Annotated in this window: 26 protein-coding genes and 4 tRNA genes; 8 read left to right on the plus strand and 22 right to left on the minus strand. The window is 40.6% G+C overall.

Going from position 1 to position 24,869, the window contains the following annotated elements:
• The 8 genes from J655_RS20800 to tpiA form a co-directional block, all read right to left on the minus strand.
• A partial coding sequence (locus J655_RS20800) for a NusA N-terminal domain-containing protein (RefSeq protein ID WP_032052991.1) occupies nucleotides 1-629 on the minus strand: 629 nt, incomplete at its 3' end.
• Nucleotides 630-666: 37 nt separating this feature from the next.
• A complete protein-coding gene (rimP, locus tag J655_RS20805; RefSeq protein ID WP_002114922.1) occupies nucleotides 667-1,191 on the minus strand; it encodes a ribosome maturation factor RimP in 525 nt (174 codons plus the stop codon).
• Nucleotides 1,192-1,406: 215 nt separating this feature from the next.
• Nucleotides 1,407-1,483 (minus strand) — tRNA-Met (locus tag J655_RS20810).
• 89 nt (nucleotides 1,484-1,572) lie between these two features.
• Nucleotides 1,573-1,649: transfer RNA gene (locus J655_RS20815), tRNA-Met, on the minus strand.
• An 89-nt stretch (nucleotides 1,650-1,738) separates the two neighbouring features.
• Nucleotides 1,739-1,815 (minus strand) — tRNA-Met (locus J655_RS20820).
• Nucleotides 1,816-1,853: 38 nt separating this feature from the next.
• Nucleotides 1,854-1,938: transfer RNA gene (locus J655_RS20825), tRNA-Leu, on the minus strand.
• Nucleotides 1,939-1,994: 56 nt separating this feature from the next.
• Nucleotides 1,995-2,324, minus strand: a complete 330-nt coding sequence (gene secG, locus J655_RS20830; RefSeq protein WP_032005670.1) for a preprotein translocase subunit SecG — start codon at nucleotides 2,322-2,324, stop codon at nucleotides 1,995-1,997.
• A 12-nt stretch (nucleotides 2,325-2,336) separates the two neighbouring features.
• Nucleotides 2,337-3,131, minus strand: coding sequence for a triose-phosphate isomerase (gene tpiA, locus J655_RS20835; RefSeq protein ID WP_017481951.1), 795 nt, complete (start codon nucleotides 3,129-3,131; stop codon nucleotides 2,337-2,339).
• A 291-nt stretch (nucleotides 3,132-3,422) separates the two neighbouring features.
• Here tpiA and pilB point away from each other — a divergent pair, with 291 nt between their 5' ends.
• The 4 genes from pilB to coaE are packed head-to-tail and all read left to right on the plus strand — an operon-like array spanning nucleotide 3,423 to nucleotide 7,846.
• Nucleotides 3,423-5,135: a type IV-A pilus assembly ATPase PilB gene (pilB, locus tag J655_RS20840; protein WP_032052992.1), complete on the plus strand. Its 1,713-nt coding sequence runs from the start codon at nucleotides 3,423-3,425 to the stop codon at nucleotides 5,133-5,135.
• Between the two features lie 26 nt (nucleotides 5,136-5,161).
• Nucleotides 5,162-6,388: a type II secretion system F family protein gene (locus J655_RS20845; RefSeq protein WP_005079343.1), complete on the plus strand. Its 1,227-nt coding sequence runs from the start codon at nucleotides 5,162-5,164 to the stop codon at nucleotides 6,386-6,388.
• A complete protein-coding gene (locus tag J655_RS20850) occupies nucleotides 6,388-7,248 on the plus strand; it encodes a prepilin peptidase (protein ID WP_002114758.1) in 861 nt (286 codons plus the stop codon). Before J655_RS20845 ends, J655_RS20850 begins: the two co-directional genes overlap by 1 nt.
• 1 nt (nucleotide 7,249) lies before the next feature.
• Nucleotides 7,250-7,846 carry a dephospho-CoA kinase gene (coaE, locus tag J655_RS20855; protein ID WP_002115011.1) on the plus strand — a complete coding sequence of 199 codons (597 nt, stop codon included), beginning with the start codon at nucleotides 7,250-7,252 and terminating at the stop codon, nucleotides 7,844-7,846.
• On the opposite strand, the gene J655_RS20860 is transcribed toward coaE, so the two are convergent.
• From J655_RS20860 to J655_RS20875, 4 genes are all read right to left on the minus strand, one after another.
• The gene (locus tag J655_RS20860) at nucleotides 7,843-8,757 is read right to left on the minus strand and encodes a DMT family transporter (RefSeq protein ID WP_005079347.1); all 915 of its coding nucleotides are present in this window, start codon (nucleotides 8,755-8,757) and stop codon (nucleotides 7,843-7,845) included. The genes coaE and J655_RS20860 overlap by 4 nt on opposite strands.
• A gap of 35 nt (nucleotides 8,758-8,792) precedes the next feature.
• Nucleotides 8,793-9,542 carry a 23S rRNA (guanosine(2251)-2'-O)-methyltransferase RlmB gene (gene rlmB / locus J655_RS20865; RefSeq protein WP_032052994.1) on the minus strand — a complete coding sequence of 250 codons (750 nt, stop codon included), beginning with the start codon at nucleotides 9,540-9,542 and terminating at the stop codon, nucleotides 8,793-8,795.
• Between the two features lie 102 nt (nucleotides 9,543-9,644).
• Nucleotides 9,645-9,971: a pyrimidine/purine nucleoside phosphorylase gene (locus J655_RS20870; protein ID WP_002115102.1), complete on the minus strand. Its 327-nt coding sequence runs from the start codon at nucleotides 9,969-9,971 to the stop codon at nucleotides 9,645-9,647.
• Between the two features lie 76 nt (nucleotides 9,972-10,047).
• Nucleotides 10,048-11,358, minus strand: coding sequence for a tetratricopeptide repeat protein (locus J655_RS20875; RefSeq protein WP_032052995.1), 1,311 nt, complete (start codon nucleotides 11,356-11,358; stop codon nucleotides 10,048-10,050).
• A gap of 114 nt (nucleotides 11,359-11,472) precedes the next feature.
• On the opposite strand from J655_RS20875, the gene recN reads away from it, so the two are divergent.
• The 3 genes from recN (at nucleotide 11,473) to ruvX (ending at nucleotide 14,258) form a co-directional block, all read left to right on the plus strand.
• Complete coding sequence (gene recN, locus J655_RS20880) at nucleotides 11,473-13,140, plus strand: DNA repair protein RecN (RefSeq protein ID WP_032052996.1); 1,668 nt, start codon at nucleotides 11,473-11,475, stop codon at nucleotides 13,138-13,140.
• A gap of 123 nt (nucleotides 13,141-13,263) precedes the next feature.
• The gene (locus J655_RS20885) at nucleotides 13,264-13,818 is read left to right on the plus strand and encodes a YqgE/AlgH family protein (protein WP_002114753.1); all 555 of its coding nucleotides are present in this window, start codon (nucleotides 13,264-13,266) and stop codon (nucleotides 13,816-13,818) included.
• Nucleotides 13,818-14,258 carry a Holliday junction resolvase RuvX gene (ruvX, locus tag J655_RS20890; protein ID WP_002115066.1) on the plus strand — a complete coding sequence of 147 codons (441 nt, stop codon included), beginning with the start codon at nucleotides 13,818-13,820 and terminating at the stop codon, nucleotides 14,256-14,258. The genes J655_RS20885 and ruvX overlap by 1 nt, the downstream gene beginning before the upstream one ends.
• Before the next feature lie 31 nt (nucleotides 14,259-14,289).
• Here ruvX and J655_RS20895 read toward each other — a convergent pair whose 3' ends face one another.
• The 4 genes from J655_RS20895 to J655_RS24810 are packed head-to-tail and all read right to left on the minus strand — an operon-like array spanning nucleotide 14,290 to nucleotide 17,751.
• Nucleotides 14,290-15,291: an HlyD family secretion protein gene (locus J655_RS20895; RefSeq protein ID WP_002114928.1), complete on the minus strand. Its 1,002-nt coding sequence runs from the start codon at nucleotides 15,289-15,291 to the stop codon at nucleotides 14,290-14,292.
• A gap of 39 nt (nucleotides 15,292-15,330) precedes the next feature.
• The gene (locus J655_RS20900) at nucleotides 15,331-15,537 is read right to left on the minus strand and encodes a DUF1656 domain-containing protein (protein ID WP_032052998.1); all 207 of its coding nucleotides are present in this window, start codon (nucleotides 15,535-15,537) and stop codon (nucleotides 15,331-15,333) included.
• Nucleotides 15,530-17,629, minus strand: coding sequence for an FUSC family protein (locus J655_RS20905; RefSeq protein WP_032053000.1), 2,100 nt, complete (start codon nucleotides 17,627-17,629; stop codon nucleotides 15,530-15,532). The genes J655_RS20900 and J655_RS20905 overlap by 8 nt, the downstream gene beginning before the upstream one ends.
• Nucleotides 17,620-17,751, minus strand: a complete 132-nt coding sequence (locus J655_RS24810; RefSeq protein ID WP_002115031.1) for a hypothetical protein — start codon at nucleotides 17,749-17,751, stop codon at nucleotides 17,620-17,622. The genes J655_RS20905 and J655_RS24810 overlap by 10 nt, the downstream gene beginning before the upstream one ends.
• A gap of 367 nt (nucleotides 17,752-18,118) precedes the next feature.
• Here J655_RS24810 and J655_RS20910 point away from each other — a divergent pair, with 367 nt between their 5' ends.
• The gene (locus J655_RS20910) at nucleotides 18,119-18,892 is read left to right on the plus strand and encodes an IclR family transcriptional regulator (RefSeq protein ID WP_002114686.1); all 774 of its coding nucleotides are present in this window, start codon (nucleotides 18,119-18,121) and stop codon (nucleotides 18,890-18,892) included.
• Between the two features lie 194 nt (nucleotides 18,893-19,086).
• On the opposite strand, the gene J655_RS20915 is transcribed toward J655_RS20910, so the two are convergent.
• The 6 genes from J655_RS20915 to J655_RS20940 all read right to left on the minus strand — a co-directional run bounded on the left by J655_RS20915 (nucleotide 19,087) and on the right by J655_RS20940 (nucleotide 24,765).
• On the minus strand, nucleotides 19,087-19,698 hold the full coding sequence (locus J655_RS20915; protein ID WP_032005693.1) for an alpha-ketoglutarate-dependent dioxygenase AlkB family protein: 612 nt from the start codon (nucleotides 19,696-19,698) through the stop codon (nucleotides 19,087-19,089).
• Complete coding sequence (locus J655_RS20920) at nucleotides 19,695-20,549, minus strand: methylated-DNA--[protein]-cysteine S-methyltransferase (protein ID WP_032005695.1); 855 nt, start codon at nucleotides 20,547-20,549, stop codon at nucleotides 19,695-19,697. Before J655_RS20920 ends, J655_RS20915 begins: the two co-directional genes overlap by 4 nt.
• Nucleotides 20,550-20,679: 130 nt before the next feature.
• Nucleotides 20,680-21,267 carry a CDP-diacylglycerol--glycerol-3-phosphate 3-phosphatidyltransferase gene (gene pgsA / locus J655_RS20925; RefSeq protein ID WP_002114808.1) on the minus strand — a complete coding sequence of 196 codons (588 nt, stop codon included), beginning with the start codon at nucleotides 21,265-21,267 and terminating at the stop codon, nucleotides 20,680-20,682.
• Nucleotides 21,268-21,385: 118 nt separating this feature from the next.
• On the minus strand, nucleotides 21,386-22,180 hold the full coding sequence (locus J655_RS20930; RefSeq protein WP_032053002.1) for a thioesterase family protein: 795 nt from the start codon (nucleotides 22,178-22,180) through the stop codon (nucleotides 21,386-21,388).
• Between the two features lie 121 nt (nucleotides 22,181-22,301).
• On the minus strand, nucleotides 22,302-24,101 hold the full coding sequence (gene uvrC, locus J655_RS20935; protein ID WP_032053005.1) for an excinuclease ABC subunit UvrC: 1,800 nt from the start codon (nucleotides 24,099-24,101) through the stop codon (nucleotides 22,302-22,304).
• A 133-nt stretch (nucleotides 24,102-24,234) separates the two neighbouring features.
• Nucleotides 24,235-24,765 carry a peptidoglycan hydrolase gene (locus J655_RS20940; RefSeq protein WP_032005700.1) on the minus strand — a complete coding sequence of 177 codons (531 nt, stop codon included), beginning with the start codon at nucleotides 24,763-24,765 and terminating at the stop codon, nucleotides 24,235-24,237.
• Nucleotides 24,766-24,869 lie beyond the last annotated feature (104 nt).

The following is a 24,869-nucleotide window of genomic DNA, read 5'->3' on the forward strand; positions in this document are numbered from 1 at the left end:
AACATTTCAGGCTTAGCGCGTGATAACAACAACTGAGCGCCACGACCTTCACGGTTAACATTATATAAAATAGCGTTTACACGTTGTTTTGGACGAAGAATTTCTTTTGGAATCATCTCTTCGCGTGCAAGATAAGCTTCTGCGTTGTCGCCTAAGTCGATAATGAAGCCATCTTTGGTTTGTTTTTTCACTTCACCGTAAATTAACTCACCAACTTTAGACTCGTATGCATCAGCAACTAAAGCACGCTCAGCTTCACGAATTTTTTGTACGATAACTTGTTTTGCAATTTGTGCAGCAATACGACCAAACTCAATAGATTCTACTTCGAGTTCACGCACGTCACCAATTGACCATTTAGCTGGATCAACGTCAGAAATTGCATCTTGGCAAGCCGGCATTTCATGATCTTCATCCGCTACAACAGTCCATTGACGGAACGTACGGTAATCACCAGTTTTACGATCAATTTCTACACGAAGTTGAGCTTCTTCAGCATGCGTACCTTCGTAAAATCTCTTCTTCGTTGCAGCAACTAGAGCTTGTTCTAAAGCTTCGAAGATCGCTTCACGACTAACACCTTTTTCATTACTAACCGTTTCAACAACGGTAAGAATTTCGCGGCCCATAAGTCACCTACCGATTTCTTATAAAATTTAAATAAATTTAATCTTGATAGATCAAGTTTGCTTTATCGATATTGTTGCTGTCGATCACAAGCACATGCTTCCCATCAACTTCAACCTGAATTTCTTCATTTTCAAGGTCTACTGCGATAAGTTTTGCTTGAAATTTACGACGGTTTTCTACTGCTGCAATTAAACGCAAAGCAATTTGTTGTCCAATGTAGCCTTGTAACTGTTCTAGCTGAAAAAATGGACGGTCCCAACCCGGTGAAGAAACTTCTAATGAATACTCACCTGAAATTGGATCATGAACATCCAACATTGCGCCAACTTGTTGTGTTACACGCACACAATCTTGTACACCAATACCACGGCCTAGTTCTACTTCGCCATCTTCATTAATTACAGGCTCAGCATCTTCACTTACCGCTTTATCGATATAAATACGCAATAATGAACGTTTACCTTGTGGGAGAAACTCGATTCCCCAAAGGTCGACACCACATGCTTCCACTGCAGGAACAATTAAGTCATGCAATGCTTGGGATTTATTTGATAATTTCATTTACTCTCGTCATTCTCGTGCGATTCAATCGGTTGTTTTAACCGACACAGACCTACTATAGTGAAGCATGACTATTTGACCAATTGATGTCGACACTACACGATAGCGATACGATAACCAATAAAAAAGGGCGTTAATCGCCCCTATTTAGCACAGAAAACAATAGTCCACTGTGCAAAAAGGCCCACCTGTCTGTGAGCCTCTTTTAAGAAACTTGGTAGCGGGAGCTGGATTTGAACCAACGACCTTCGGGTTATGAGCCCGACGAGCTACCAGACTGCTCCATCCCGCATCAACGTGCAAAAATTATATACAAATATCGAAAAAAGTCAATGTAAACTTATCCAATATTCGCTTGATTAAGTTGCACCTTAATCAAATTGGTAGCGGGAGCTGGATTTGAACCAACGACCTTCGGGTTATGAGCCCGACGAGCTACCAGACTGCTCCATCCCGCATCAACGTGCAAAAATTATATACAAATATCGAAAAAAGTCAATGTAAACTTATCCAATATTCGCTTGATTAAGTTGCACCTTAATCAAATTGGTAGCGGGAGCTGGATTTGAACCAACGACCTTCGGGTTATGAGCCCGACGAGCTACCAGACTGCTCCATCCCGCATCAAAAAACTGCTTGCACTCAACTTTCTGGTTCAAAGTTGGTGCGGAAGGGGGGACTTGAACCCCCACGCCCGAAGGCACTACCACCTCAAGGTAGCGTGTCTACCAATTCCACCACCACCGCAGCTTGTGGGACGCATTCTAGTCCTTCCCACTGCAAAAGGAAAGCCCTATTTCGAATTATTGACTCGATTTCGGTGCATTTGGTGAAGTTTCAGGCGATGTCGTTTGAACTGGTGCCGTAGTTTGTACAGTTTTCAAACTATATGCCTCAGTCGTCTGTTTTTTTGCGAAAACAGCGAGAGTTAAACTCGTCACAAAAAACAACGCTGTTAAGATAGCAGTAAGTCGAGTAAGGAAGTTACCTGAACCTGAAGCACCAAATACAGTTGCTGCTCCGCCACCGCCGAAAGAAGCACCAGCATCAGCACCTTTACCATGTTGCACTAGAATCAAGGCAATCATCAGTACCGCTAAAATAATATGTACGATCAGTACAAAAGAGTGCATACCCTATCCTCGTTATTTACTTTGTGCAAAGGCTTGTACAATTTGATAAAAAGATGCTGCATTTAATGAAGCACCGCCTACCAACGCACCATTAATATCTGGACATGCCGCCAATTCGACCGCATTTTCAGCTTTTACACTACCGCCATATAAAATCGCAATGTCTGAACCCGCTGAGGTAATCTGACTTAAACCTTCACGAATCTTAGCATGCATTGCCTGTGCATCTTGTGGAGAAGCAGTTTTACCTGTCCCAATTGCCCAGATTGGCTCATAGGCAATTACAATTTGCTTTTGCCACTGCTCAACAGTCACTACAGGAGCAATATCACAAATTTGTTGCAATACAACTTGCTCTGCCAAACCTTGTTCACGTTGTTCGAGGCTTTCACCAACACAATAAATGACAGTCAAGCCCGCATTTAATGCATTTTGGAGTTTAGCTTTCAAAATTTCAACGTTATCGCCAAAAATATCGCGACGCTCAGAATGTCCAACAAGTACAAAATTAATTTGGCTATCTTTTAATAGTTCTGCGCTGACTTCGCCAGTATACGCGCCAGTACCCGCTACACGCGATACATCTTGTGCAACTGTATATACTGTTCTTGCAGCATCTTGCAATTGTGTTTGTACCATTGCAAGTGCAATAGAAACCGGAGCAACCCCTACATGACAGCTTTCATCTGCAATTTGGTTTTGTTGCAATAGTTGTTTAAATTCTTCTATAAGTTGTTTGGCATTGGCACGCATTGGGTTCATTTTCCAGTTGCCAACTACCCAAGGCGTAATCGTCGAACCCGACATACGGCTCACCTTTCATCAAAAATGCAGCACATTCTACACGCATTTATACAAATTTCAGATACTTTTCTTTAACGGCTTTGCCCATATCTTTTCTACTAATTGAAAACAGTTATAAAACTTTATTGAATCTAAAGAATCGTCTTTCAAAAATTAATGAATAAAAACTTCGACTAGTTCAAGCTTTGGCGAATGGATCAAGACCAGAGCATCATTTTCTCAGGTAGTAATTTTAGATAACAAAAGTATAATTTTTTATATACCAATTATAAGCATATGAGCACAGGTAGGCAGATGTCAGTCTTAAATACATCTCCAAAATTTTCGGGGTTTTTTCGGCGATTAGTCGAAGAAAAACATGTGTCGGCAGCGACCATGCAAACAGCATTAGATGCAGCAAAAAGAGCTAAACGGGATACGGTTGCGTACCTGATTGAAGAGGTTCATCTCTCCCCTTCTTTATTAGCAGAAACAATTTCTATTGAATTTGCGGAACCATATTTTGATCTGGATGTTTACGACACAAGCCAAATTCCCAAAGATTTGGTTGATCAGAAACTGATTTTAAAACATCGGGTCTTACCTCTTATACAAAGAGGACAGATTTTATATGTCGCGACCAGCAACCCGAGTAATATTGAAGCGATTGATGCCATTCGCTTTAATAGCAAGCTCATGGTTGAACCAGTTATTGTCGAGCACCATAAGCTTGAGAAAATTCTGGCGCAGCAATTTACCGAAGAAAGTAGCTTCGAATTTAGTGATGAAGAGTTTGATCTTGATGTAGATCTAGAAGCTCCACCCTCACAAGAGGATGAGGAAGAAACGCCTCAAGGCGATGAAGCACCTATTGTTAAATATATTAATAAATTACTCATCGATGCAATTCGTATGGGGGCTTCAGACTTACATTTTGAACCATACGAGAAATCATATCGGGTCCGTTACCGAGTCGATGGCGTGTTGCGTCAGATTGCAAATCCACCTTTGCAATTGGCTAACCGTTTGGCTTCACGTTTAAAAGTCATGTCTCAAATGGATATTTCCGAAAAACGAGTGCCTCAAGACGGTCGTATCAAGCTTAAGTTATCAAAAACTAAAGCAATTGATTTTCGTGTGAACTCACTTCCAACCCTGTTTGGTGAAAAACTGGTTCTGCGTATTCTCGATCCTTCTAGCGCAATGCTCGGAATTGATGCTTTAGGATATGAAGAAGATCAGAAAGCTCTTTTTTTAGAAGCACTCGATAAACCACAAGGTATGCTTTTAATTACAGGTCCTACCGGTTCTGGTAAAACGGTATCTTTATATACTGGCTTAAATATTTTAAATACTGAAAGTTCGAATATTTCCACCGCCGAAGATCCAGTTGAAATTAACCTTGAAGGAATTAATCAGGTTAACGTCAACCCAAAAGTAGGTCTGACTTTTTCTGCTGCACTTAAATCATTTTTACGTCAAGACCCTGACATTATTATGGTCGGTGAGATTCGTGACTTAGAAACGGCTGAAATTGCGATTAAAGCTGCACAAACCGGTCACATGGTAATGTCCACACTGCATACCAATAGTGCGCCAGAAACACTTACTCGCCTACGTAATATGGGTGTTCCATCCTTTAATATCGCAACGTCTGTCAATCTGGTGATTGCTCAACGTTTGGCGCGTCGGTTATGCCCACAGTGTAAAACCCCTGCCGACATTCCTAAACAGAGCCTATTAGAAATGGGCTTTACCGACCAAGATTTAACCCATCCCGATTTTCAAGTTTTTCAACCTGTAGGTTGTACTGAGTGTCGTGAAGGCTACAAAGGTCGAGTAGGTATTTACGAGGTGATGAAAGTTACACCTGAAATTTCCAAGATTATTATGGAAGATGGCAATGCTTTAGAAATCGCTGCTGCTTCTGAAAAACTGGGGTTTAATAATCTGCGTCGTTCAGGGTTAAAGAAAGTCATGCAAGGTGTTACTTCCTTACAAGAAGTCAACCGCGTGACCAGTGAATAAAAGACAATTTAAAATAAGGATAATTCATGACTGTCAAAAAGGCACAAATGATGCCGACTTTTGCTTATGAAGGGGTTGACCGTAAGGGCGTAAAAATTAAGGGAGAACTTCCAGCTAAGAATATGGCCTTAGCCAAAGTCACCCTACGCAAACAAGGTGTAACTGTCCGTAATATTCGGGAAAAGCGTAAAAATATTCTTGAGGGTTTGTTCAAGAAGAAAGTATCAACGCTCGATATCACGATTTTCACGCGACAACTTGCAACCATGATGAAAGCTGGTGTCCCACTGGTACAAGGCTTTGAAATTGTAGCGGAGGGTCTAGAAAACCCAGCCATGCGCGAGGTGGTACTCGGGATTAAAGGTGAAGTTGAAGGTGGTAGTACCTTTGCTTCAGCTTTAAGGAAGTATCCTCAACACTTCGATAACTTGTTTTGTTCTCTTGTAGAGTCTGGTGAACAATCTGGTGCGCTTGAAACCATGTTGGACCGTGTGGCAATTTACAAAGAAAAAAGTGAATTACTTAAGCAGAAAATTAAGAAGGCTATGAAATATCCAGCAACGGTTATTGTAGTTGCTGTGGTTGTTACCATTATTTTAATGGTTAAAGTAGTGCCTGTTTTCCAAGACCTGTTTTCTTCTTTTGGTGCAGATTTACCTGCATTCACCCAAATGGTCGTGAATATGTCGAAATGGATGCAGGAATACTGGTTCATTATGATTATTGTGATTGGAGCAGTGATTGCTGCCTTTCTGGAAGCCAAGAAGCGCAGTAAAAAATTCCGTGATGGATTAGATAAACTCACCCTGAAACTACCTATCTTCGGTGATCTGGTTTATAAGGCGATTATTGCCCGTTATAGCCGTACTTTAGCCACCACGTTTGCCGCTGGTGTTCCGCTCATTGATGCGCTTGAGTCAACAGCTGGTGCAACCAACAATGTCATTTATGAAGAAGCCGTCATGAAAATTCGTGAAGATGTTGCTACCGGTCAACAACTCCAATTTGCAATGCGTGTTTCAAATCGTTTTCCATCTATGGCTATACAAATGGTCGCAATTGGTGAAGAATCTGGTGCGCTAGACAGCATGCTCGATAAAGTTGCTACTTATTATGAAAATGAAGTTGATAATGCCGTTGATGGTTTAACTTCAATGATGGAACCTTTAATCATGGCAATTTTAGGGGTGCTCGTAGGTGGTCTAGTGATTGCTATGTATCTTCCAATTTTCCAAATGGGCTCAGTCATATAATGCAAGAAATTATTGCTTATTTTATTCAAAACTTAACTGCACTTTATATTGCAGTCGCACTATTGAGCCTATGTATTGGTAGCTTTTTGAATGTGGTAATTTATCGCACCCCCAAAATGATGGAACAAGATTGGCAGCAGGAATGTCAAATGTTGCTTAATCCCGAACTACCCATCATTGAGCATGAAAAGCTGACATTAAGTAAACCTGCTTCATCATGTCCTGCATGTCAGCAACCGATCCGTTGGTATCAAAATATTCCAGTTATAAGCTGGTTAATGTTAAGAGGAAAATGTGGCCATTGCCAACACCCTATTAGCATTCGTTATCCAGCGATTGAATTACTCACCATGCTATGTTCATTAGTAGTCGTCATGGTTTTTGGTCCAACCCTACAAATGCTTTGGGGGCTAGTGCTCACTTGGATTTTGATTGCTTTAACATTTATAGACTTTGATACTCAGCTACTACCTGACCGTTTCACCCTACCTTTGGCTGCTCTCGGCTTAGGTATTAATACCTTTAATATTTACACCTCGCCTAACTCAGCCATTTGGGGATATTTAATCGGCTTTTTATGTCTTTGGATTGTGTATTACTTATTTAAAGTGATTACAGGCAAAGAAGGTATGGGTTACGGCGACTTTAAATTGCTTGCCGCATTAGGCGCGTGGATGGGGCCATTGATGCTGCCATTAATTGTGCTATTGTCATCTTTACTCGGTGCAATTATTGGCATCATTTTACTAAAATTACGTAATGATAATCAGCCCTTTGCGTTTGGGCCATATATTGCCATTGCGGGTTGGGTTGCCTTTTTATGGGGTGACCAAATTATGAAAATTTATTTGGGAGGTTAAGATGGCTTTTATTCTGGGAGTCACAGGTGGTATTGGCAGTGGGAAATCTGCTGCAACACAATGGTTTGAATCCCAAGGAATACAAGTCGTCGATGCTGATATTGTTGCTCGCGAAGTGGTTGAAAAAGGCCAACCTGCCCTCCAAAAAATCCAACAAACTTTTGGAGATTGGGTGCTTCAACCCGACGGCAATCTAGATCGTCGTGCACTACGTGAATATATTTTTCAAAACCCTGAAGCAAGGCAAATACTTGAGAAAATCACGCATCCAGCCATTCGCCAATCTATTGTTCAACAGCTACAGAACCCCAAAAGTCCTTATGTGATTTTAGTTTCACCCCTACTTTTTGAAACCAACCAGCATGAATTGGTTAATCACACTCTATTAGTTGATGCGAGTGAACAAACTCAAATTCAGCGTGCAAGTCAGCGAGATGGGCAAAACCAAGAACAAATCCAGAAAATTATTGCAGCACAAATGCCACGCGAGCGTAAACGTGAACTTGCCAATGACATTGTGTTTAATGACGGATTACTCGAACATTTATATCAGCAATTAGAACCTTTACATCAAAGCTATTTGAAGCGCGCCAACTAATCTTGCTTATTTTGCTGCTGAATCTTTTGTGCCAAGCTATCTTGTCGAAACCAGCGCCAAGGTTGTAAGGCCCCGATTCCCATTCCAACCAAGCCCACAACAATCGATGGACTTAATGACTCATCAAGTAAAGGTACAGCCAAAATGGCAGCAATAAACGGTGCCAAAGTAACAATACTTCCCGTTTTAAAAGCACCAAGTCGCTGAATCGCTGCTACATAAGTCAAAGTTGCGATAATAACAACAAACACACCGTGGAAAATGCCCTGTATCGCTAGATGAACAGGACTGACTTCCATGAAATGTTTAGGCAAAAATAAAGCATAGATGGGTAAGTAAATAATTGCAGACCAAATCGCAACACTCGCCATAGAGTGCCATGCGGAAAGTTTCCACTGTTTAAGTAATACAGTGAAAATGCCCCACCAAATCGCACTAATAAAAAGAAGTAAATCCCCCATGCCAAAAGCAGAAGCATTACCTTGCAACATCAACACACTCATGAGAGCCAAGGCAGTGATCATAATTGCCAGACTCACCCATGTATGCTTATCAAATGGTTGTCTAAATAAAATGTATGCTGCAATTGCAGTACAAATTGGGATACAACCATTTAAAAAAATGGCAGCATGTGCAGCGGGAGCATAGAGAAACGCGGTATAGACGGTAAGACAATAAATAACTCCGCCAATGAGCGCCAAAATAACAGCGTGCTTACTCCATAAAAAAGCGAGATCTTTCTTATAGATCAGAATCGGCATCAAAATCAGGAAGGCGATAGCAAAGCGCAGTGCAGCAATGTCCCAAGCACTGATGTGCCACTGTGCATTTAAACGGGCAAAAAGTGTAAACCCGCCCCAAATGCACATGGTCACCAATACAAAAAAATAACCTTGCTTACGGGGAGACATATCAAGACTGCTTACAAACTAGAAAGGCAGCTAGATTATACCTTAGAACGCTGACGACAAGCCTCATAAAGTGCCATACCCGTTGCCACACTCACATTTAGGCTTTGTAAATTTCCAGACATCGGAATATAAACTTTATGATCACACTGTGCCTGTGTAATTGGGCGTAAACCTGTATCTTCGGCTCCCATCACGATCACGACTGGGCCAGAGAAATCACATTTTTGAATTGGCATTGCACTTTCATCAAGCATAGTGCCAATCACATGTGTATGAGTCGTCTCTTTAAGATGGGCTAATGTACGAGCCAAGTTTGTGACTTGAATGAATTTAACTTTTTCAGCTCCACCCGCTGCAACTTTACGAGCTGTTGGGGTTAAACTTGCCGAACGATCACGAGGTACAATCACTGCTTGCACGCCCATTGCAGCAGCGGTACGGATGCAAGCCCCTAAGTTATGCGGGTCTGTCACCTGATCTAATGCCAGCAATAAAGCATCAGGGGTTTCAGCCAAGATCTGATCTAGATCTTTTTCATTTAAAGTCGGATGCGGACGTACTGCTGCAACCACGCCTTGATGAAACGGTAGACCTGCAAGCTTTTCGAGACTATCACGGCTTGCTTTTTGTACACTAATTCCAAAAGGCTCTGCCAATTGCAAAATCTTTTGCAAACGCTGGTCATCCCGTCCTTTTAAAGTAAACAGGGTTAGCACACGTTCCGGCTCAAGTTCTAACAATGACTCCACTGAATGAACGCCATAATAATATTCCGGTTTTGCCATGCATGACCTCTAACAACGTTTGAGCAAAAAAATAAAAATCCTGCAAAGCCAACTTCACAGGATTTCTTTGGGCATAGTGTACCCGATTTGAATAGGAATTTCTTAGCCTTCTAAATGGCACACGTAATCGAGCACTTCATCAGTTTCGATTTTAAAAAGACTATTACCAGGCACATAAAATGATTGGCCTGCACGGAACAACTCACTTTCATTACTGTCCGCGATTGTTACACGGCATTCACCTGAAATAATTTCCATACGCTCAGGAACATGGGTTTCAAAAGTTAAAGCTTGCTCAGTCGGCAAAATAACACCTAGTGTTTTTTTTGTTCCATCTTCAAATTGCACGGTATGGCTGATACATGCTCCACCAAAATAAACGTTTGATTTTTTGATGACCGTTACATGATCAAATTGGGTTGAACTCATGCACACTCTCCAGATAATGCCGTATTTATATAAATTATGATGAATGTAGTTTAATTGTGCCTAAATAACTAATCAATCAGTTTTCATACGGATAGACTTGTAATTTCCACTGCTGTGCCTGAATTTTTTTGGCAAAAGCATAAGGTAAGTTAATCTCAATATTTCGACTATTCGACACAATTGCATCGTATCTGCAAACTTCGACCTGATTTTCATCTAGAAGTACCCAACACACTCTCTGTGCAGTTGGATGGGCAACTGCTGTAGCAACTACCGGTGAACCGTCATTCATTCCTACATGAAAATTTTCGCTGTCGCTTTGCATTAACGCCAGATCATAATCTGGAAAATCGATAGCATCTGAATCAAATTGCTGGCTATCGTGTATAAGCACACTTTGTTTTAAAGTCGGCCAAATACAGTAGCGCAAATAATGCTGATCCATCACCCGATTATCCAGATAACGTCCGGTGGCAATATAATCCCTGATATGTGCTTCAATATTATGAAAAATCCCCGTACATCCACCCCACATTCCCGCCAAAATTAACTCGGTATGAGAATAATTATCTCGTATTAAGTGAAACCATTTATCACTCTTGAGCCAAGCATCTACAGCTGCTTTTTCGCGGTGCGAGACAATGGAGTCGGCATCACGTATCAGAAAACGCTTAATTGTCGGATCATCCATTACCAAAAAGCGCCAAAACAGACCCGATAGCTGTTTTTGAGAATCTGTAACCTGAATAACTTGCGCGCCCTTCTCTTTTAAACGCTGTTGCACCAGTACTGGCACAGTATCATCGACATAAAAGCGACACGTCCATTCAGGATAAATTTGTTTGGCTAGCTGAATATTTAAAATAGAGGTTTCACAATAACGAGGGTTTGCCCCAAACAATGAAAAAGCAATAATATTTTCTTGAGGATTTGCACTAAATGCTGGTGGTGCATGATTGGGAATTGCCAAAACAGGTTCGCTCTTCGCTAATTCTTTTTTAGTTGCAATTGCCAAGCGTCCAAATTTGATTGTTTCTTCTTTTTTCTTTAAATGATGACAAACTTCTGTGAGTCCATCATATAAATTTGTATTTACGTTAGCTCCACTTGCTTGAATCGCTTGTAAATAATGTTGATAGGCGTCGTTATAACGGCCTAAGCGCAATTCGGTATAAGCTAAATCTGATAAGGCGCCAGCATGCTTGGGAACCAAATTAACAGCTTGTTTAACATGTTGATAAGCTTTGGCATAATCCCCTTGTGCTGCTGCCTGTTTAAATGCATTAAAATGCTGATTTAGAATTTTATTCATTTCCGCAGGATTATTTTTTTTATGGCGGTTGATCATCCCTATTGGTGGTTTCGGTAAGCTTAATGTTTTTTTCATTGTAAATATCCGCAATCTTGCTGTTCTATAATTTCAGTTAGAATAATAGATCACTTGTAGCAAATTCAAAACTTCTCTATCTTTAACCCATAATTTGGCGCGTTGGATGCGTTTATGCTCACACATTTAACTTTAATTAATTTTGCATTAGCTGATCATTTGGCTATTGATATAGAACAAGGATTTAATGTTCTAACAGGCGAAACAGGTGCCGGAAAATCATTATTACTGGATGCACTCTCTGCCTGCCTAGGGGAACGTACAGATACAAATTATGTCCGTTATGGTTCGGACAAAGCGGATATTACCGCTGTTTTTACCTATCAACATAATAGTCCTGAAGCAAAATGGCTCCAAGACCACGAGCTAGATGATGATTCTGGGGAAATTCATTTACGTCGTGTGATTTTCGCAACTGGACGCAGCAAAGCATGGGTCAATGGACGCCCAAGTAGTCTATCTGAACTCAAAGAATTAGGCCGTTTGCTGGTTCAGCTCTATAGTCAGCACAGCCAGCAGCAGCTGCTTGAACCACCTTATCCAAAGCATTGGCTAGATCGTTATAACAATTTTTATGCTGAAGCAAATGATGTACGTGAAGCCTATAGCACATGGCAACGTACCATTCGTTTGCATCAAGCAGCCTTAGATGCGCAAGCACCCCGCCTACAACGCATTGGTACTTTAGAGCATCAAATTGAAGAGCTCGAAGAGGTCATTCAAACTGACTATAAAGAAATTGAGCAAGAGTTCGATCGCCTCAGTCATCATGAACATATCATGCAAGATTGTAGCTACAGCTTAAATGTGCTTGATGAAGCTGAGCAAAACATTACTCAAGAAATGTCTTCGATTATTCGTAGATTAGAATCCCACGCGGGCCGTAGCGAACAACTTTCCGAGATCTATAATTCTTTACTGAATGCTCAAAGTGAAATAGATGATGCAACGGCAAACTTGCGTCAATTTATTGATCGTCAAAGTTTTGATCCAGAACGAATGGAGGAGCTCAACTCTAAACTTGAAGTTTTCCATCGTTTAGCACGTAAATACCGCACTCAACCAGAAACGCTTAAAGAAGAGTATGAAGCTTGGCAAAGCGAGCTTGAGCAATTACATCAACTTGAAGACCCAGAAACATTGGCAGAACAAGTTGAAAAGTCGCATGAGGAGTTCTTGGAGAAAGCTCAGCATTTAGACAATATTCGTCGTGAAGCTGCCGCTCCTCTTGCGAAGCAATTAACTGAACAAGTGAAGCCTTTAGCGTTACCAGAGGCACACTTCGAGTTTAAGTTTGAACCATTAGAGCAACCTACCGCTGAAGGTTTGAGTTTTATTCAACTATTATTTACTGCCAATAAAGGTATTCCTCCTCAACCATTAGCACGAGTAGCTTCAGGTGGTGAACTTTCACGTATTGCACTTGTCATGCAAGTGATGAACGCTGAAAAAACCGAAGCAGAAGTGTTAGTGTTTGATGAAATTGATGTCGGGATTAGTGGTGGTACAGCAGAAGTTGTAGGTCGTTTACTTGCCGACTTAGCCCAACATGTTCAACTTTTATGTATTACTCACCAAGCACAAGTTGCTGCACAATCAGATCAGCATTTATTAGTTAAAAAGCAACAAACTGATCCGGCAAGCAGTACAATTGTGGAACTAGACGAAAATCAAATCATTTTTGAGTTAGCTCGCATGTCAGGCGGTGTTGAAATTAATGAAACAACCTTGCAACACGCAAAACAATTACGCCAACTTAAATTTCAGGCTTCTTCAAATTAATAAAAAATGAGAGAAAAAGATTGGCGAAATCCGATTAACTCTTGTATGTTGATAAAAAGAACCTATATAGATAAAAGGGTCGAGAGACCCTCTAGTGACATTTTTTGAGGGAGAACCGCTTAGGTGACCAAACAATATCTGACTCACCGTTGTCTGATTGCCCCGCCAGAAATGGCAGATGACTTTTTCGCAAACACTGTAATTTATCTTGCCCGTCATGATGAAGAAGGTGCTCAAGGCATTATTATTAACCGCCCTTCCGGCATTCAAATTAAAGAATTACTCAATGATCTCGACATTGAAGCAGACAATGTAAATCCACATGTGGTTTTACAAGGTGGGCCATTACGTCCCGAGGCTGGATTCGTTCTTCATACTGGACAACCGACATGGCATTCATCTATTGCTGTAGGTGAAAATGTTTGTATTACTACCAGTAAAGATATTCTTGATGCGATTGCCCACAATGAAGGTGTCGGCCGATATCAAATTGCTTTAGGTTATGCGAGCTGGGGTAAAAACCAGTTAGAAGATGAAATTACGCGCGGTGACTGGCTCATTTGTGATGCCGATATGGACCTAATTTTTAACCTGCCTTATGACGATCGTTGGGATGCAGCTTATAAAAAGATCGGTGTAGATCGTGCATGGTTAGCATCTGAAATCGGACATGCTTAATGACCGAAACACAATCAAAATCGATTATGGCTTTTGACTTTGGTACTCAAAAAATGGGAATGGCGATTGGCCAGTCTTCAATTGAAAGTGCCAATCCCCTCCCTCTATTTGTGATGAAAGATGGAATTCCAAACTGGGATCAGCTCTTAAAAATCGTGAAAGAATGGCAACCTGATCTATTTTTGGTTGGTTTGCCTCTGAATATGGATGATAGCGAGTCAGAACTTTCTACACGTGCCCGCAAATTTGCGAGACGTTTACGCCATCAAACCAATATTGAAACATTAATGGTAGATGAGCGTCTAACTACACGTGAAGCACGAGAAGAACTCGGTTTCTACCAAGAGCAAGGTCGAGCAAAAAAACTTTCTGCAGATAGTTTTGCAGCCGCCTTACTCATTCAGAGTTGGTATCGAAATCCGGTCGGTTTAACCCCGTAATATTAAAAAGGAAGGCTAAAGCCTTCCTTTTTTATTTCTCGATAATATGTACAGTTGCCGTACGTCCAGAGACAAAAGCAAGCTGGTTCTTTGGTGTTTCATCCAATACGATTTTCACAGGCACACGCTGCGCTAAACGAACCCAACTGAACGTTGGATTTACATTGGCAAGAAGTTTAGAACTGCTTGAGCGTTCACGATCTTCAATACCCGATGCAATACCTTGTACATGGCCTTTAATTTTCTGGCTATCCCCCATTAACTGTACACTGGCCTGATCACCAACATGAATACGGTTTAATTTAGTCTCTTCAAAATAGCCCACAACATAGAGTTGTTTACGGTCAAGTAATGCTGCAACAGCCTGACCAACTTGAACATAGTTACCTGGGCGCATATCAAAGTTAGATAAAGTACCATCAGCTGGGGCAATTACCGCAGCACGATGCATATTAAGCTCAGCCAAATGCAAATTGCTCGTTGCCGCCTCAATAAGAGCCTGTTGTTGCTTAACAGTTGCTTCCGCTTGTTGGATAGCAGCTTGGAGTTGCTCATGTTCAGCATGAGATTGATCACGTGTTGCAAAAACCTGATCTTGTTCTTGTTTAGAGATGGCGCCATCCATAAGGTTTGAATAGCGGCTTGCGTTTTTTTCGGCTAACTTAATATTCGTATCCGATTTAATCAGGTTCGCTTTTGCTTGTGCTAAACCAGCTTGCGCTTGGGCAAATGCTGCATTTGCTTTTGCTAAATCAGATTTTGCCTGCTCTACATCTAAAGCTCGGCGAGAAACATCAATTTTAAAGAGCACCTGACCTTTTTTCACAGTCTGGTTATCTTGAACCAATACTTCTGTCACAAGCCCCGCGACATCCGAAGATACTTGAATAACGTCACCACGAACTCGACCATCACGCGTCCACGGCGCTGCATTATAGTAATTCCATAAATGCACAATGGTATAGACCGCCACCATTAATGCGACAATCAAAATTACTGGACGGATGACTTTTTTCAAATCCACCTGATTCATTTCACTCACCTAACTCAATCTTTAATTTCGCAAACATCTCTACGCACCGACCCCAACAAAAATTTGATGTATTACCAAAAGCAGTAATAGGTAAAAACACAAATTAAAAATACTAGGTAATGCAATCCAGTCTTGTGCAATCAACTTATTTGTTAAAGGACTTAACCCACGGAAACAGATATATGCCAAGAGTGCTTGAACGAGCAAAGAAGGCACATAAATACCATAAACATTAAACTCACCCATTTGCTGTGGCTCCTCTCAGGGTGCTGTTTTCATTCATTTGCTCTGATGAAACGTGGCACATGCTATAAGCAATATTGTTCAGTGAAATGAGTAGTCTTTGTCGCATAGTCATATCTTCAACATTTGAAGCAAGCTGTTTTAATTCAAATAACGCTCGGTAGATTCGCTCTACTAAAGCGGTCGTATCATTTTCATCGTTTTCTTTAGCTCTAAACAGCTCATCCAGATTTTGTTGCAAATCGCCAATATGCTGAGTGAGTTCAGATGCTTGAGGAAACTGATTGGCTAACTCTTGCAATCGGCTTAAATCAACAATACTACTCGACTCAATCAGGGCCTGATGAATTGAAGTTTTAATCTCGTCTGATTGCACCATTTTGCTGTTTAGAATCCCAATCCGATCTAGCATACTGCGTAGATGAACTTTAAAATCAAGACCATATGGCAGATAGATCGCTTGTCGCATGGCACGGTAATGCAAGGCTAAAATACGGCTTGCACTCGTGTCTGGTGACATGGCGCGAACAACATCAATGACAATCAAAGACACTAAAACACCTAAGATCATGGCAAATGAACTATCAAGATAAGACACTGCATCCATGCTATAAGCATTGTGCAGGTTTAGTCCCATCATGGTATTAATACCCAACACCATACCTACTGGCATCAGCATCTGGTTAGCCATCATAGACACTGCGAATAAGAACATCGGTAATAAAACTAGTCCAAGTTCCCAAAAAGTTGTGACATGCGGAAAAATACCAAATGCATAAACAAAGACTAAAACTGCTGAAGCTATACTGCCCCAGATAAAAATACGCAGAACCGGAACCGGGTTATCTAAGGCCGTTAAAATACAGGCGGTTACTGCGCCCATCTGTGCCATCATAAATCCAGCTTTCCACCCCGAAACAATCCAGACTCCAGTCACAATAAATGTAATAAGGACTGCACTGATACCACCTCGTATTGCCACACCATGGTCACGGTGCAAACTTGGATATTTGGTCGTCATTGGGGTAATGTTGTCAGGAATTTCTTTATTACCTTGCTGAATTCGCTGCCACAAGACTTTAACGGCTAACACATTGCTAATGAAATGGCGCACATCCATTTTCATGGCTGCAACCAAAACTTGTTGATGTGTAGAAGCCGACTCCATCAAACTTGCAAAATCGCTTTCAAACCCATCAGGCAACTGCAAAATATTTTCATCAATAATCAGATCTTTTTGCTCTAAAAACTGTACAACATGAGCTGAAAGCTGTTGCAGTTTTTCTGCATGAGTCTCGATAAACCGAAGTTCTTTAAGCTGCTTAATACGCTCAGATAAAGCGACTAGATTAGCCACCACCATTGAGATTTGATGAAGCATTTCCTGCAAGGGTTTGGTCATACCATGCAGTTCGCCCTTTTCATAGCTCAAATGTACTGCCAAAGCATGAATATCTGTGGTGTCGCGAGTAATGGCAGCCAAGAGCTGAGTATTGTTCTGCTGCGAATCTGTATTTAATAAATTAGCAAACAGATTTTCTGTATCTTTTAGGGTTTTTATCCCCCGCTGTTTAATTGCCGAGCCAATATGCATTGGAAGAATCGTGGCAGAAACCACTGCACTTGAAATCACACCAATCGAAATTTCTATAACCCGAGCTAAAGCAATATCGAATATATTGTATTGATCAATATAGGTAATCGCATTGAAGACGATCATGGCTGTCGAGTAACCCGCCAGCATAAAAGCATAACTACGTGGAGTACGATCAAGTAACGACACATAAAGCGCAAAACCCACCCACAACGACAACACCACGGTAAATATCCAAGGTGTATTAATTAAATGTGGTGTTAGAGTTAAGGCAATCACAGCTCCGCCAATTGTCCCTACCACTCGATAGACACATTTAGAGGACACCATTCCTGAATATGGATTGGCAATAATCAGGACCGTACCAATCGACCACATCGGGTTAATCAGATCTAATTCAAACGAAACAAATAGAGCCAACATTCCGGCAATAAATGTTTTTAAGGCAAAGATCAGATCAAGCCTACTCGGGCGGAACGCCAGTATTTGCTTTAATAACATGAACTCATCTCAAATACAGATTTGAACTGATGAGCATGCCCTTCAATATTTGATTGTCTTTCTAAAGACAACACAACTTTGCCATTTGCCTCAAAGCAAATGATATGAGGAGCATCCTTCAATACAATGATTTTTCCACATCTCGCCTGATTGGCAGAGATGATTTCAGTTTGGGCGCCATTTAAACGGCCAAGCTTTGGAAAGAAGAGGTATCAAGAAATCAATCTAGAACCGACCAATTTCTCGATTAGATATTTTGTTTGGCAATTTTTTCAAAATAAAGCGATTTAGTCAACTAAAATATCTCTATTTGATAATTTGATATATTTTTTAATTATCGTATATGATGTATAAGCCGAGAGAAGTTTTCTCTTTGTCAGAGTAAAATACTCAAATCAGGCATTTATTTTAGAATTGAGACAAATCTTCTTTTTTTCTGTTATAAAAACTCAAAGATGACTCGTTGTTAAAGGATACGAACAAGACATTATGGCAATTTCAAGTTTTGGCAAAATTTTAACCGTACTGGACCTATTTTCAGTTTCGCGTCCAATCATTAATGTCGATATTATTTGCGAAGAACTTGGCTTGTCCAAACCAACGAGTTACCGTTACCTCAAAGAGCTAGTATCAGCTGATCTATTAAAACGCATTAATGGAACCTCTGGCGATTATACCTTAGGCTCAAAAATTGCAGTTCTTGACTATATATCTAGAACAACCGACCCACTGGTTCAAATCAGCACGCCATTTATGCGAAATATTGTAGAGCGTACCGAACTGTGCTGTTTGCTTACCTATTTAAATGATGACTATTGCATTGACATACATCATGAAATATTTAAAGACACTGAGCTACTTTCATATGGCCGAGGCTGCCCAAGACCGATTTACGTTGGATCATCTCCAAAAACAATGGTTTCGCATTTAAGTAAGCAGCGCATGCAAGACTACTACCACCGTTACCAGCAAGAATTAAAACAATCAGGTTTTGCTGAAGATGAACCAAGCTTTATTCAGCGTATGCGTAAAATTAAAAAACAAGGGTTCTATTTCTCACAAGGTGAGATTGACCCAAATGTTTCAGGTCTAGCGGTTCCTGTTCGTTTTTCAAACAAAGAAGTACCTTTAGCTTTGACTTTAGTTGCCTCTAAAAATCGTTTTGATTTTTTAAATGTTGAAAAGCTCATCGAAATTTTGCAAGAAAATGCAGCACTTATTGAACAACGTTTTATGGAATTATCTGAAAAAGGTGAAATCTAAAACCCCATCTTATGATAATTTAAACTTTTCTTACACTTTAAAACATTGAATATCTCATAATATTCTCATATTATGATTTTAGCTCCTATTGATGATTCTTTTCATCAGCAGCTCATCAGTAGAAGCATCCCCCTCAGAGGAATAAGCTCATGCTGCCATCATGGGCTTTTTTCTTGCCCGCTTTTTAATGAAGGTTATAAAAACTTAAATTGCCGAAAAGTAAGATTAATACGTGGTTGTAAAATCTTTGTTGAGCGATTTAAACGGTGTTGCCAATATTGTTGAGTCTCACCACGCATCACAATGAGTTGGCCTGGCTGTAGCCACAATTCAACTTTCTCTTTACTTTGAATATGCCTAAAAGAAAATTTACGGGTAGCACCAAAGCTTAAAGAAGCGATTGTTGTCGTTCTTGCCAAAGAAACATCCGAGTCACTGTGCCAAGCCATACCTTGAGTTCCATCTTCATAAAGATTTGCCAAACAAGAATTAAATTTTTCTGAAAGTATTTGCTCTACCTGTTGTTTTAGTTTGGCGAGTGCTTTGTCCCAAGGTAAAGAATCACGTGCGACACCCGAATATTTATATTGATAGTAGTCATCTCCATACCATGCAACTTTTCGAGCTGTAATAAAGTGCTTGCCATACAACTTAGCCTCATCATGTTTCCATGCGAGGTGTCGGTAAAGGTAGTGAAAATATTGTTCAGCTTCTTCAGGGCTTAAAATACAACCATAGTCCTGAACTTCACCATCGTAGGGTAATAAATTCTCACAAGGCTCTGGAGAAAATAAATCCAAGGTCATACAGTTTCTCCGTGTTGCTTTGACATCTCCCAAGCTAACAATGCCAATTTACGCCCCTTTTGCCAATGATATTCTCCAACCATGCCTGTGGCACGGATCACTCGATGGCAAGGAATCAGATATGCAATCGGATTTTGTCCAATTGCAGTAGCAACGGCTCTAACTGCTTTAGGCTTCCCGATTTGCTCTGCAATATCTTGATAAGTACGCAATTGGCCTTCTGGAATTGTGAGCAAGGCCTCCCATACTTGTAGCTGAAATGGAGTTCCAGCCAAATTAAGAGGAAGTTTTTGCTGTAAATGTTCTGAAAAATCCTGTTCAAACCACTTTGCAATTTGTTGATGCCAAATCGGCGACTGATTTTTTAATCGAGCCTTTGGAAAGGACTGTTGAATAAGATGTTCAATATTGTCGTGAGTTTCGATAAATCGAATAGAACATATCCCTTTTTCACTACTGACCACCAACAACTCACCAAAGGGGCTTGCCTCAATCGAATAATTAAGTGTAACCCCTTCACCTTGCAGTTTATATTCACCAGGCGTCATGCCTTCAAGCTGAATAAACAGATCGTGTAAACGTCCTGTGCCAGATAACCCCGTATTTAAAGCAGTTTCCAATAAACTCCGTTGTTGCAACAGATGATATTTGGCCTGTTGCAAACTCATATATTGCACAAATTTTTTGGGGCTAATCCCTACCCATTCCTGAAACTGGCGTTGAATATAGCTTGGGCTTAAATTCATATGACTCGCAACATCGTCAAGACTGGGTTGCTGATCTAGATGTTCATATAAATATTCAATCACAGTGGCAATTACAGCAAATTGCCGAGAAGAAAGCATTTGCATGTGTCACCTCCTTAGCACTTATATCTTACATTAAAGTAGCCAAAGCCCTATGACGACCCAATTCTTGCACTCTTTAAAAATAAAAAAAGCCTTTCATTGTAGAAAGGCTTAATCATTCAATATGCAGCACTTAAGGTTGCTTTAAATAAGGCCAAGCTGCTTTAAGATAAATAAACATTGACCATAAAGTTAAAATGACTGCCGTATATAACAAAGCATATGCGAGCATTTCTAAAGGCTGCCAATTGAGTAAGAACACACTAATGGCAATCATCTGAAAGGCTGTTTTATATTTACCTACAGTCGATACTGCCACACTGGTTCGTGCGCCAAGTTCCGCCATCCATTCACGTAAAGCAGAAACTGTAATTTCGCGTGAAATAATCACAATTGCTGCAAAAGCCATTGAGATCGTTGGATTCCACTGTACTAAAACGATCAGTGCAGCCGCCACCATGAGCTTATCTGCAACTGGATCTAAAAAACGGCCAAATGCTGAAGTTTGGTTTAAAGTTCGTGCCAAATAGCCATCAAACCAATCGGTAATAGCAGCAAACACAAAAATAGCCGTCAAGATAATATGACGACTCATACTTCCTTCATGCTCACCAATACCCATTGCAGGCGGCCAATACGCGATCACCAAAAATACAGGAATAAGCGCGATACGCGCTAATGTTAGGATATTTGGGATATTCAGGATTCGCCCTGTGGTCATAAACACCGCCAATTAAGTCTTCATGCATCTTGTAACAGACAAAAATACTTTCTTCAATATTGTATCTATCTGTAACAGCCACTTTATACGAAATATATGAATCGAGGAAGTGGACTGCTTAGGTAAATACCGTAACAGTTTGCCGTAAAATTGCAATTAAATGATCATTTTGGTCCCAAAGATGGGCATATTCTGTGGAATAACCTTCACCTGCATATTCAGTTACCACTTTATATTTAAACCAGTCACACAATTGATGTGGAAACGGATGTACATAGGTAATGTGCCAAGTTAAAGAGCTCGCAGGAGCAACTTGCTTAAACATTGGCAAGACACCAGGCGGCCAAATATCCATCAAAACAATTAAATCTGGCAAAGTCATTTGACGATTTTCATGCTTATCGGGATTAAACCTTGACCATCCTCCAAAGTCAGCATACTGACTTCCTGTAACAGGATAATGACCTTCTGCCCAACATACATCAAAATGTTGATAGCATTCTGGCATTTGTCTAGCAAAAGGAATAGGTTGCAACTCTTCAGGTTGCCTATAAACTGGAACGATAGGCTCATGTCGCACTTCAATATTCGATGCACGAGGCACACCAAAGCTTGCGACCAAAATCGTTTGTACCGCCCCATCTTGCCATAAACGTGTTTCAAGTGTAGTGACCGACTTTCCTTCTCTTAAAATTTCAATAGTCAATTGGGCAGGTCCCTGCTGTACAGGGCCCACGAAAGTAACACTACAACTTAATAATCTTTTATTTGGATCTTGAATATTGCAGCAAGCTTTTTGCATGAGTAGTCCAGCAACAAGACCACCAAAAACAGTTCGTCCTTGTAACCACCCTTCGGGTATTTCAATCGATTCCTTTTGCTTTATTTCTTCAAACAATTGCAGTAATGACATTCACTTCCCTAAAGCACTCCGACTCTTGATGAAACATCTTTCATCATTTTAAAGAGAATGTGAATGATCATTCTTCTACTTATATGCCAACTATTTGGTCACTCGGCATAGAAACCTATCGTTATTCATGCAGAATTTTATAAATCGTTCTTGCCATCATTTCACCAAAACCAGGCACAAGGGTAAGCTCTTTTTCAGATGCTTTTAAAACACCTTGAATCCCACCAAAATGGGTTAATAAATCTCGACGGCGCTTTGGCCCTAACCCTGGAATTGCTTCTAAAACTGAGGTACTTCGACGTTTGTCACGTTTAGCACGATGCTTGGTAATCGCAAAACGATGGGCCTCATCACGCACCTGCTGAATTAAATGCAATGCCTTATGGTCTTCCGGTAACTGGATTTTTGTGCCATCGGTAAAATGCAGAGTTTCAAGTCCGGGTTTACGCCCTTCACCTTTAGATACACCTACCATAAAAGCGTCCAGCCCAAGCTCTTGCATGACTTCCATTGCCATATGGAGCTGGCCTTTACCACCATCAATCAACAGCAAATCAGGCAATATGGCCTTTTTATAACGTCGTGTTAAGGCTTGACGCATAGCAGCATAGTCATCGCCTGCTGTAATGTCTTGAATCGCAAATTGGCGATAGTCACGCTTACGAGCGCCCCCTTGATCAAACACAACACATGAGGCAATTGGGGCTTCCCCCATGGTATGACTAATATCAAAACACTCAATACGATCGACAGGTCTTCCCACTACTTGCTCTAACTGATGGAAACGCTCATTAAGCTCTAAATGATTACTCAACTGCCCCTTAATGGCATGTTGAACGTTCATTTCGGCTAGCTCCAGCCACTCGGCACGAGTTTCTCGAACATTATTCTTAATCTGAACTTTTTTGCCAAACTGCTGTGCCAATGCTTCTTCTAATTCTTTGCAGTCAGGCAAAGCAATATTTACGATAAGCTCATTGGGAACTTCATCTGCAACCTGAAAGTAAAAATTCGCCATAAAGTCACTGAGCATTTGCCCAAGATCATCACCGAGCATGTCTGGGAAATAACTTTTTCCACCCAGCATTCGCCCGTTGCGTACATACATAATTTGCACGCATGTCACACCTGCCTGGTATGCAATTGCCAGAATATCCGCTTCGCCTTTGACTTTAAACACGGCTTGTTGCGCTTGAACTTCACGCAGTAAAGACAATCGATCACGGTAAAAAACAGCTTTTTCAAATTCAAGCTCAGCCGCTGCTTGTTCCATTTTGGCAATGAGTTCTTGATTAAGCTCTTTGGTATCACCTTGCAAAAAGCGAATACTATTATTAACGTCTTCTTTATAATCTTCGGGTGAAATCAGACCTACACAAGGGGCTGAACATCGCTTGATTTGATATTGCAAACATGGACGCTTGCGCTGTGCAAAATAACTATTTTCGCACTGACGCACATTAAAAAGTTTTTGCAAAACCAGTAACGTATCGCGTGCACTATAGGCACTTGGGTACGGGCCAAAAAACTTACCAATTTGGTGCTTACCTTTACCACGCCCACTAGCAAGCCGAGGATAAGGCTTATCAGCCGAAACAAAAATATAGACATAAGACTTATCGTCCCGCAGCATAATGTTATACGGCGGGCGGTGTTGTTTAATTAAGTTTTGTTCTAAGAGTAAAGCTTCGGTTTCTGAACGAGTAACCAAAGTTTCAATATCATAAATTCGCGCAACTAAAGCTTGTGTTTTAGGATGCTCAATCGTTTTAACAAAATAACTCGACACCCGATTTTTTAGATTTTTTGCTTTACCGACATATAACAATTCACCCTCCTTCCCTAGCATTTTATAAACACCTGGAAGCTGGGTCATGTTGGCTAAAATTTTTTCAATATGAGGACGAGCGTTTTGATTCACTATTGGCATGCATGGCTTAATACTGAATACCTAATGTGATGTTTTCATCCTTACTTTTCAAGTGCTTTACTGTGCCAGAACATAAATTTGGAAAGCGATTTAAATATGGTCCGACAGATTGTGTCGTACTTGCTTAAGAGTCTAGACGATAGTAACTATATTTAACGTCTTTTTCTTTGTAGACAGCATAGGTTTTTTGACGAAAATCCGAGAACCAACCATTGCCTGTATAGCCTGCAATATGACCATAAGTGTGGCCACTAGTTCGCTCAATAATGTAAATGTCACCTTCTTGTGGACGGTTGAAAGCAGGTTTAATTTTCTTATAACCATTCTTTTCTAGCGTTTGCCCCCAATCAGAAGCAGCTACAGGATGCTTTGACACATCTGCTCCAGCCGCTTGTAGAGCAATACGGATATTTTGGGCGCATTTCTCTTTACTATGGTTGGCAGAGATACTTTCGAGCTTACTCGAGAACTTATGCAGATTAATATTTTGATCTTCAGTTTTATGATTTTTAGTTCTAGATCGTTTAGATTTTTCAGTCGTCGAAGCGGCTTGTCTTAACATCACTTTTGTTTTTAAATCGCCTTGAGAACGGTCTTCTTTTCTCTCTTCGATATGATGAACATGTGCATGAGCTGCGTGATGAGCATGAGCCATTTTAAAACCTACTTCCGCTGACCAGTCTTCGAAAAAACCGCGCCATTGTAGAATCAAAATTACCTATTGGCTTTTAATAGTTGTAACAAATTGCCAGCACTGTG

Source organism: Acinetobacter sp. 1294243, from assembly GCF_000588015.1.
Lineage (GTDB): Bacteria > Pseudomonadota > Gammaproteobacteria > Pseudomonadales > Moraxellaceae > Acinetobacter > Acinetobacter pittii.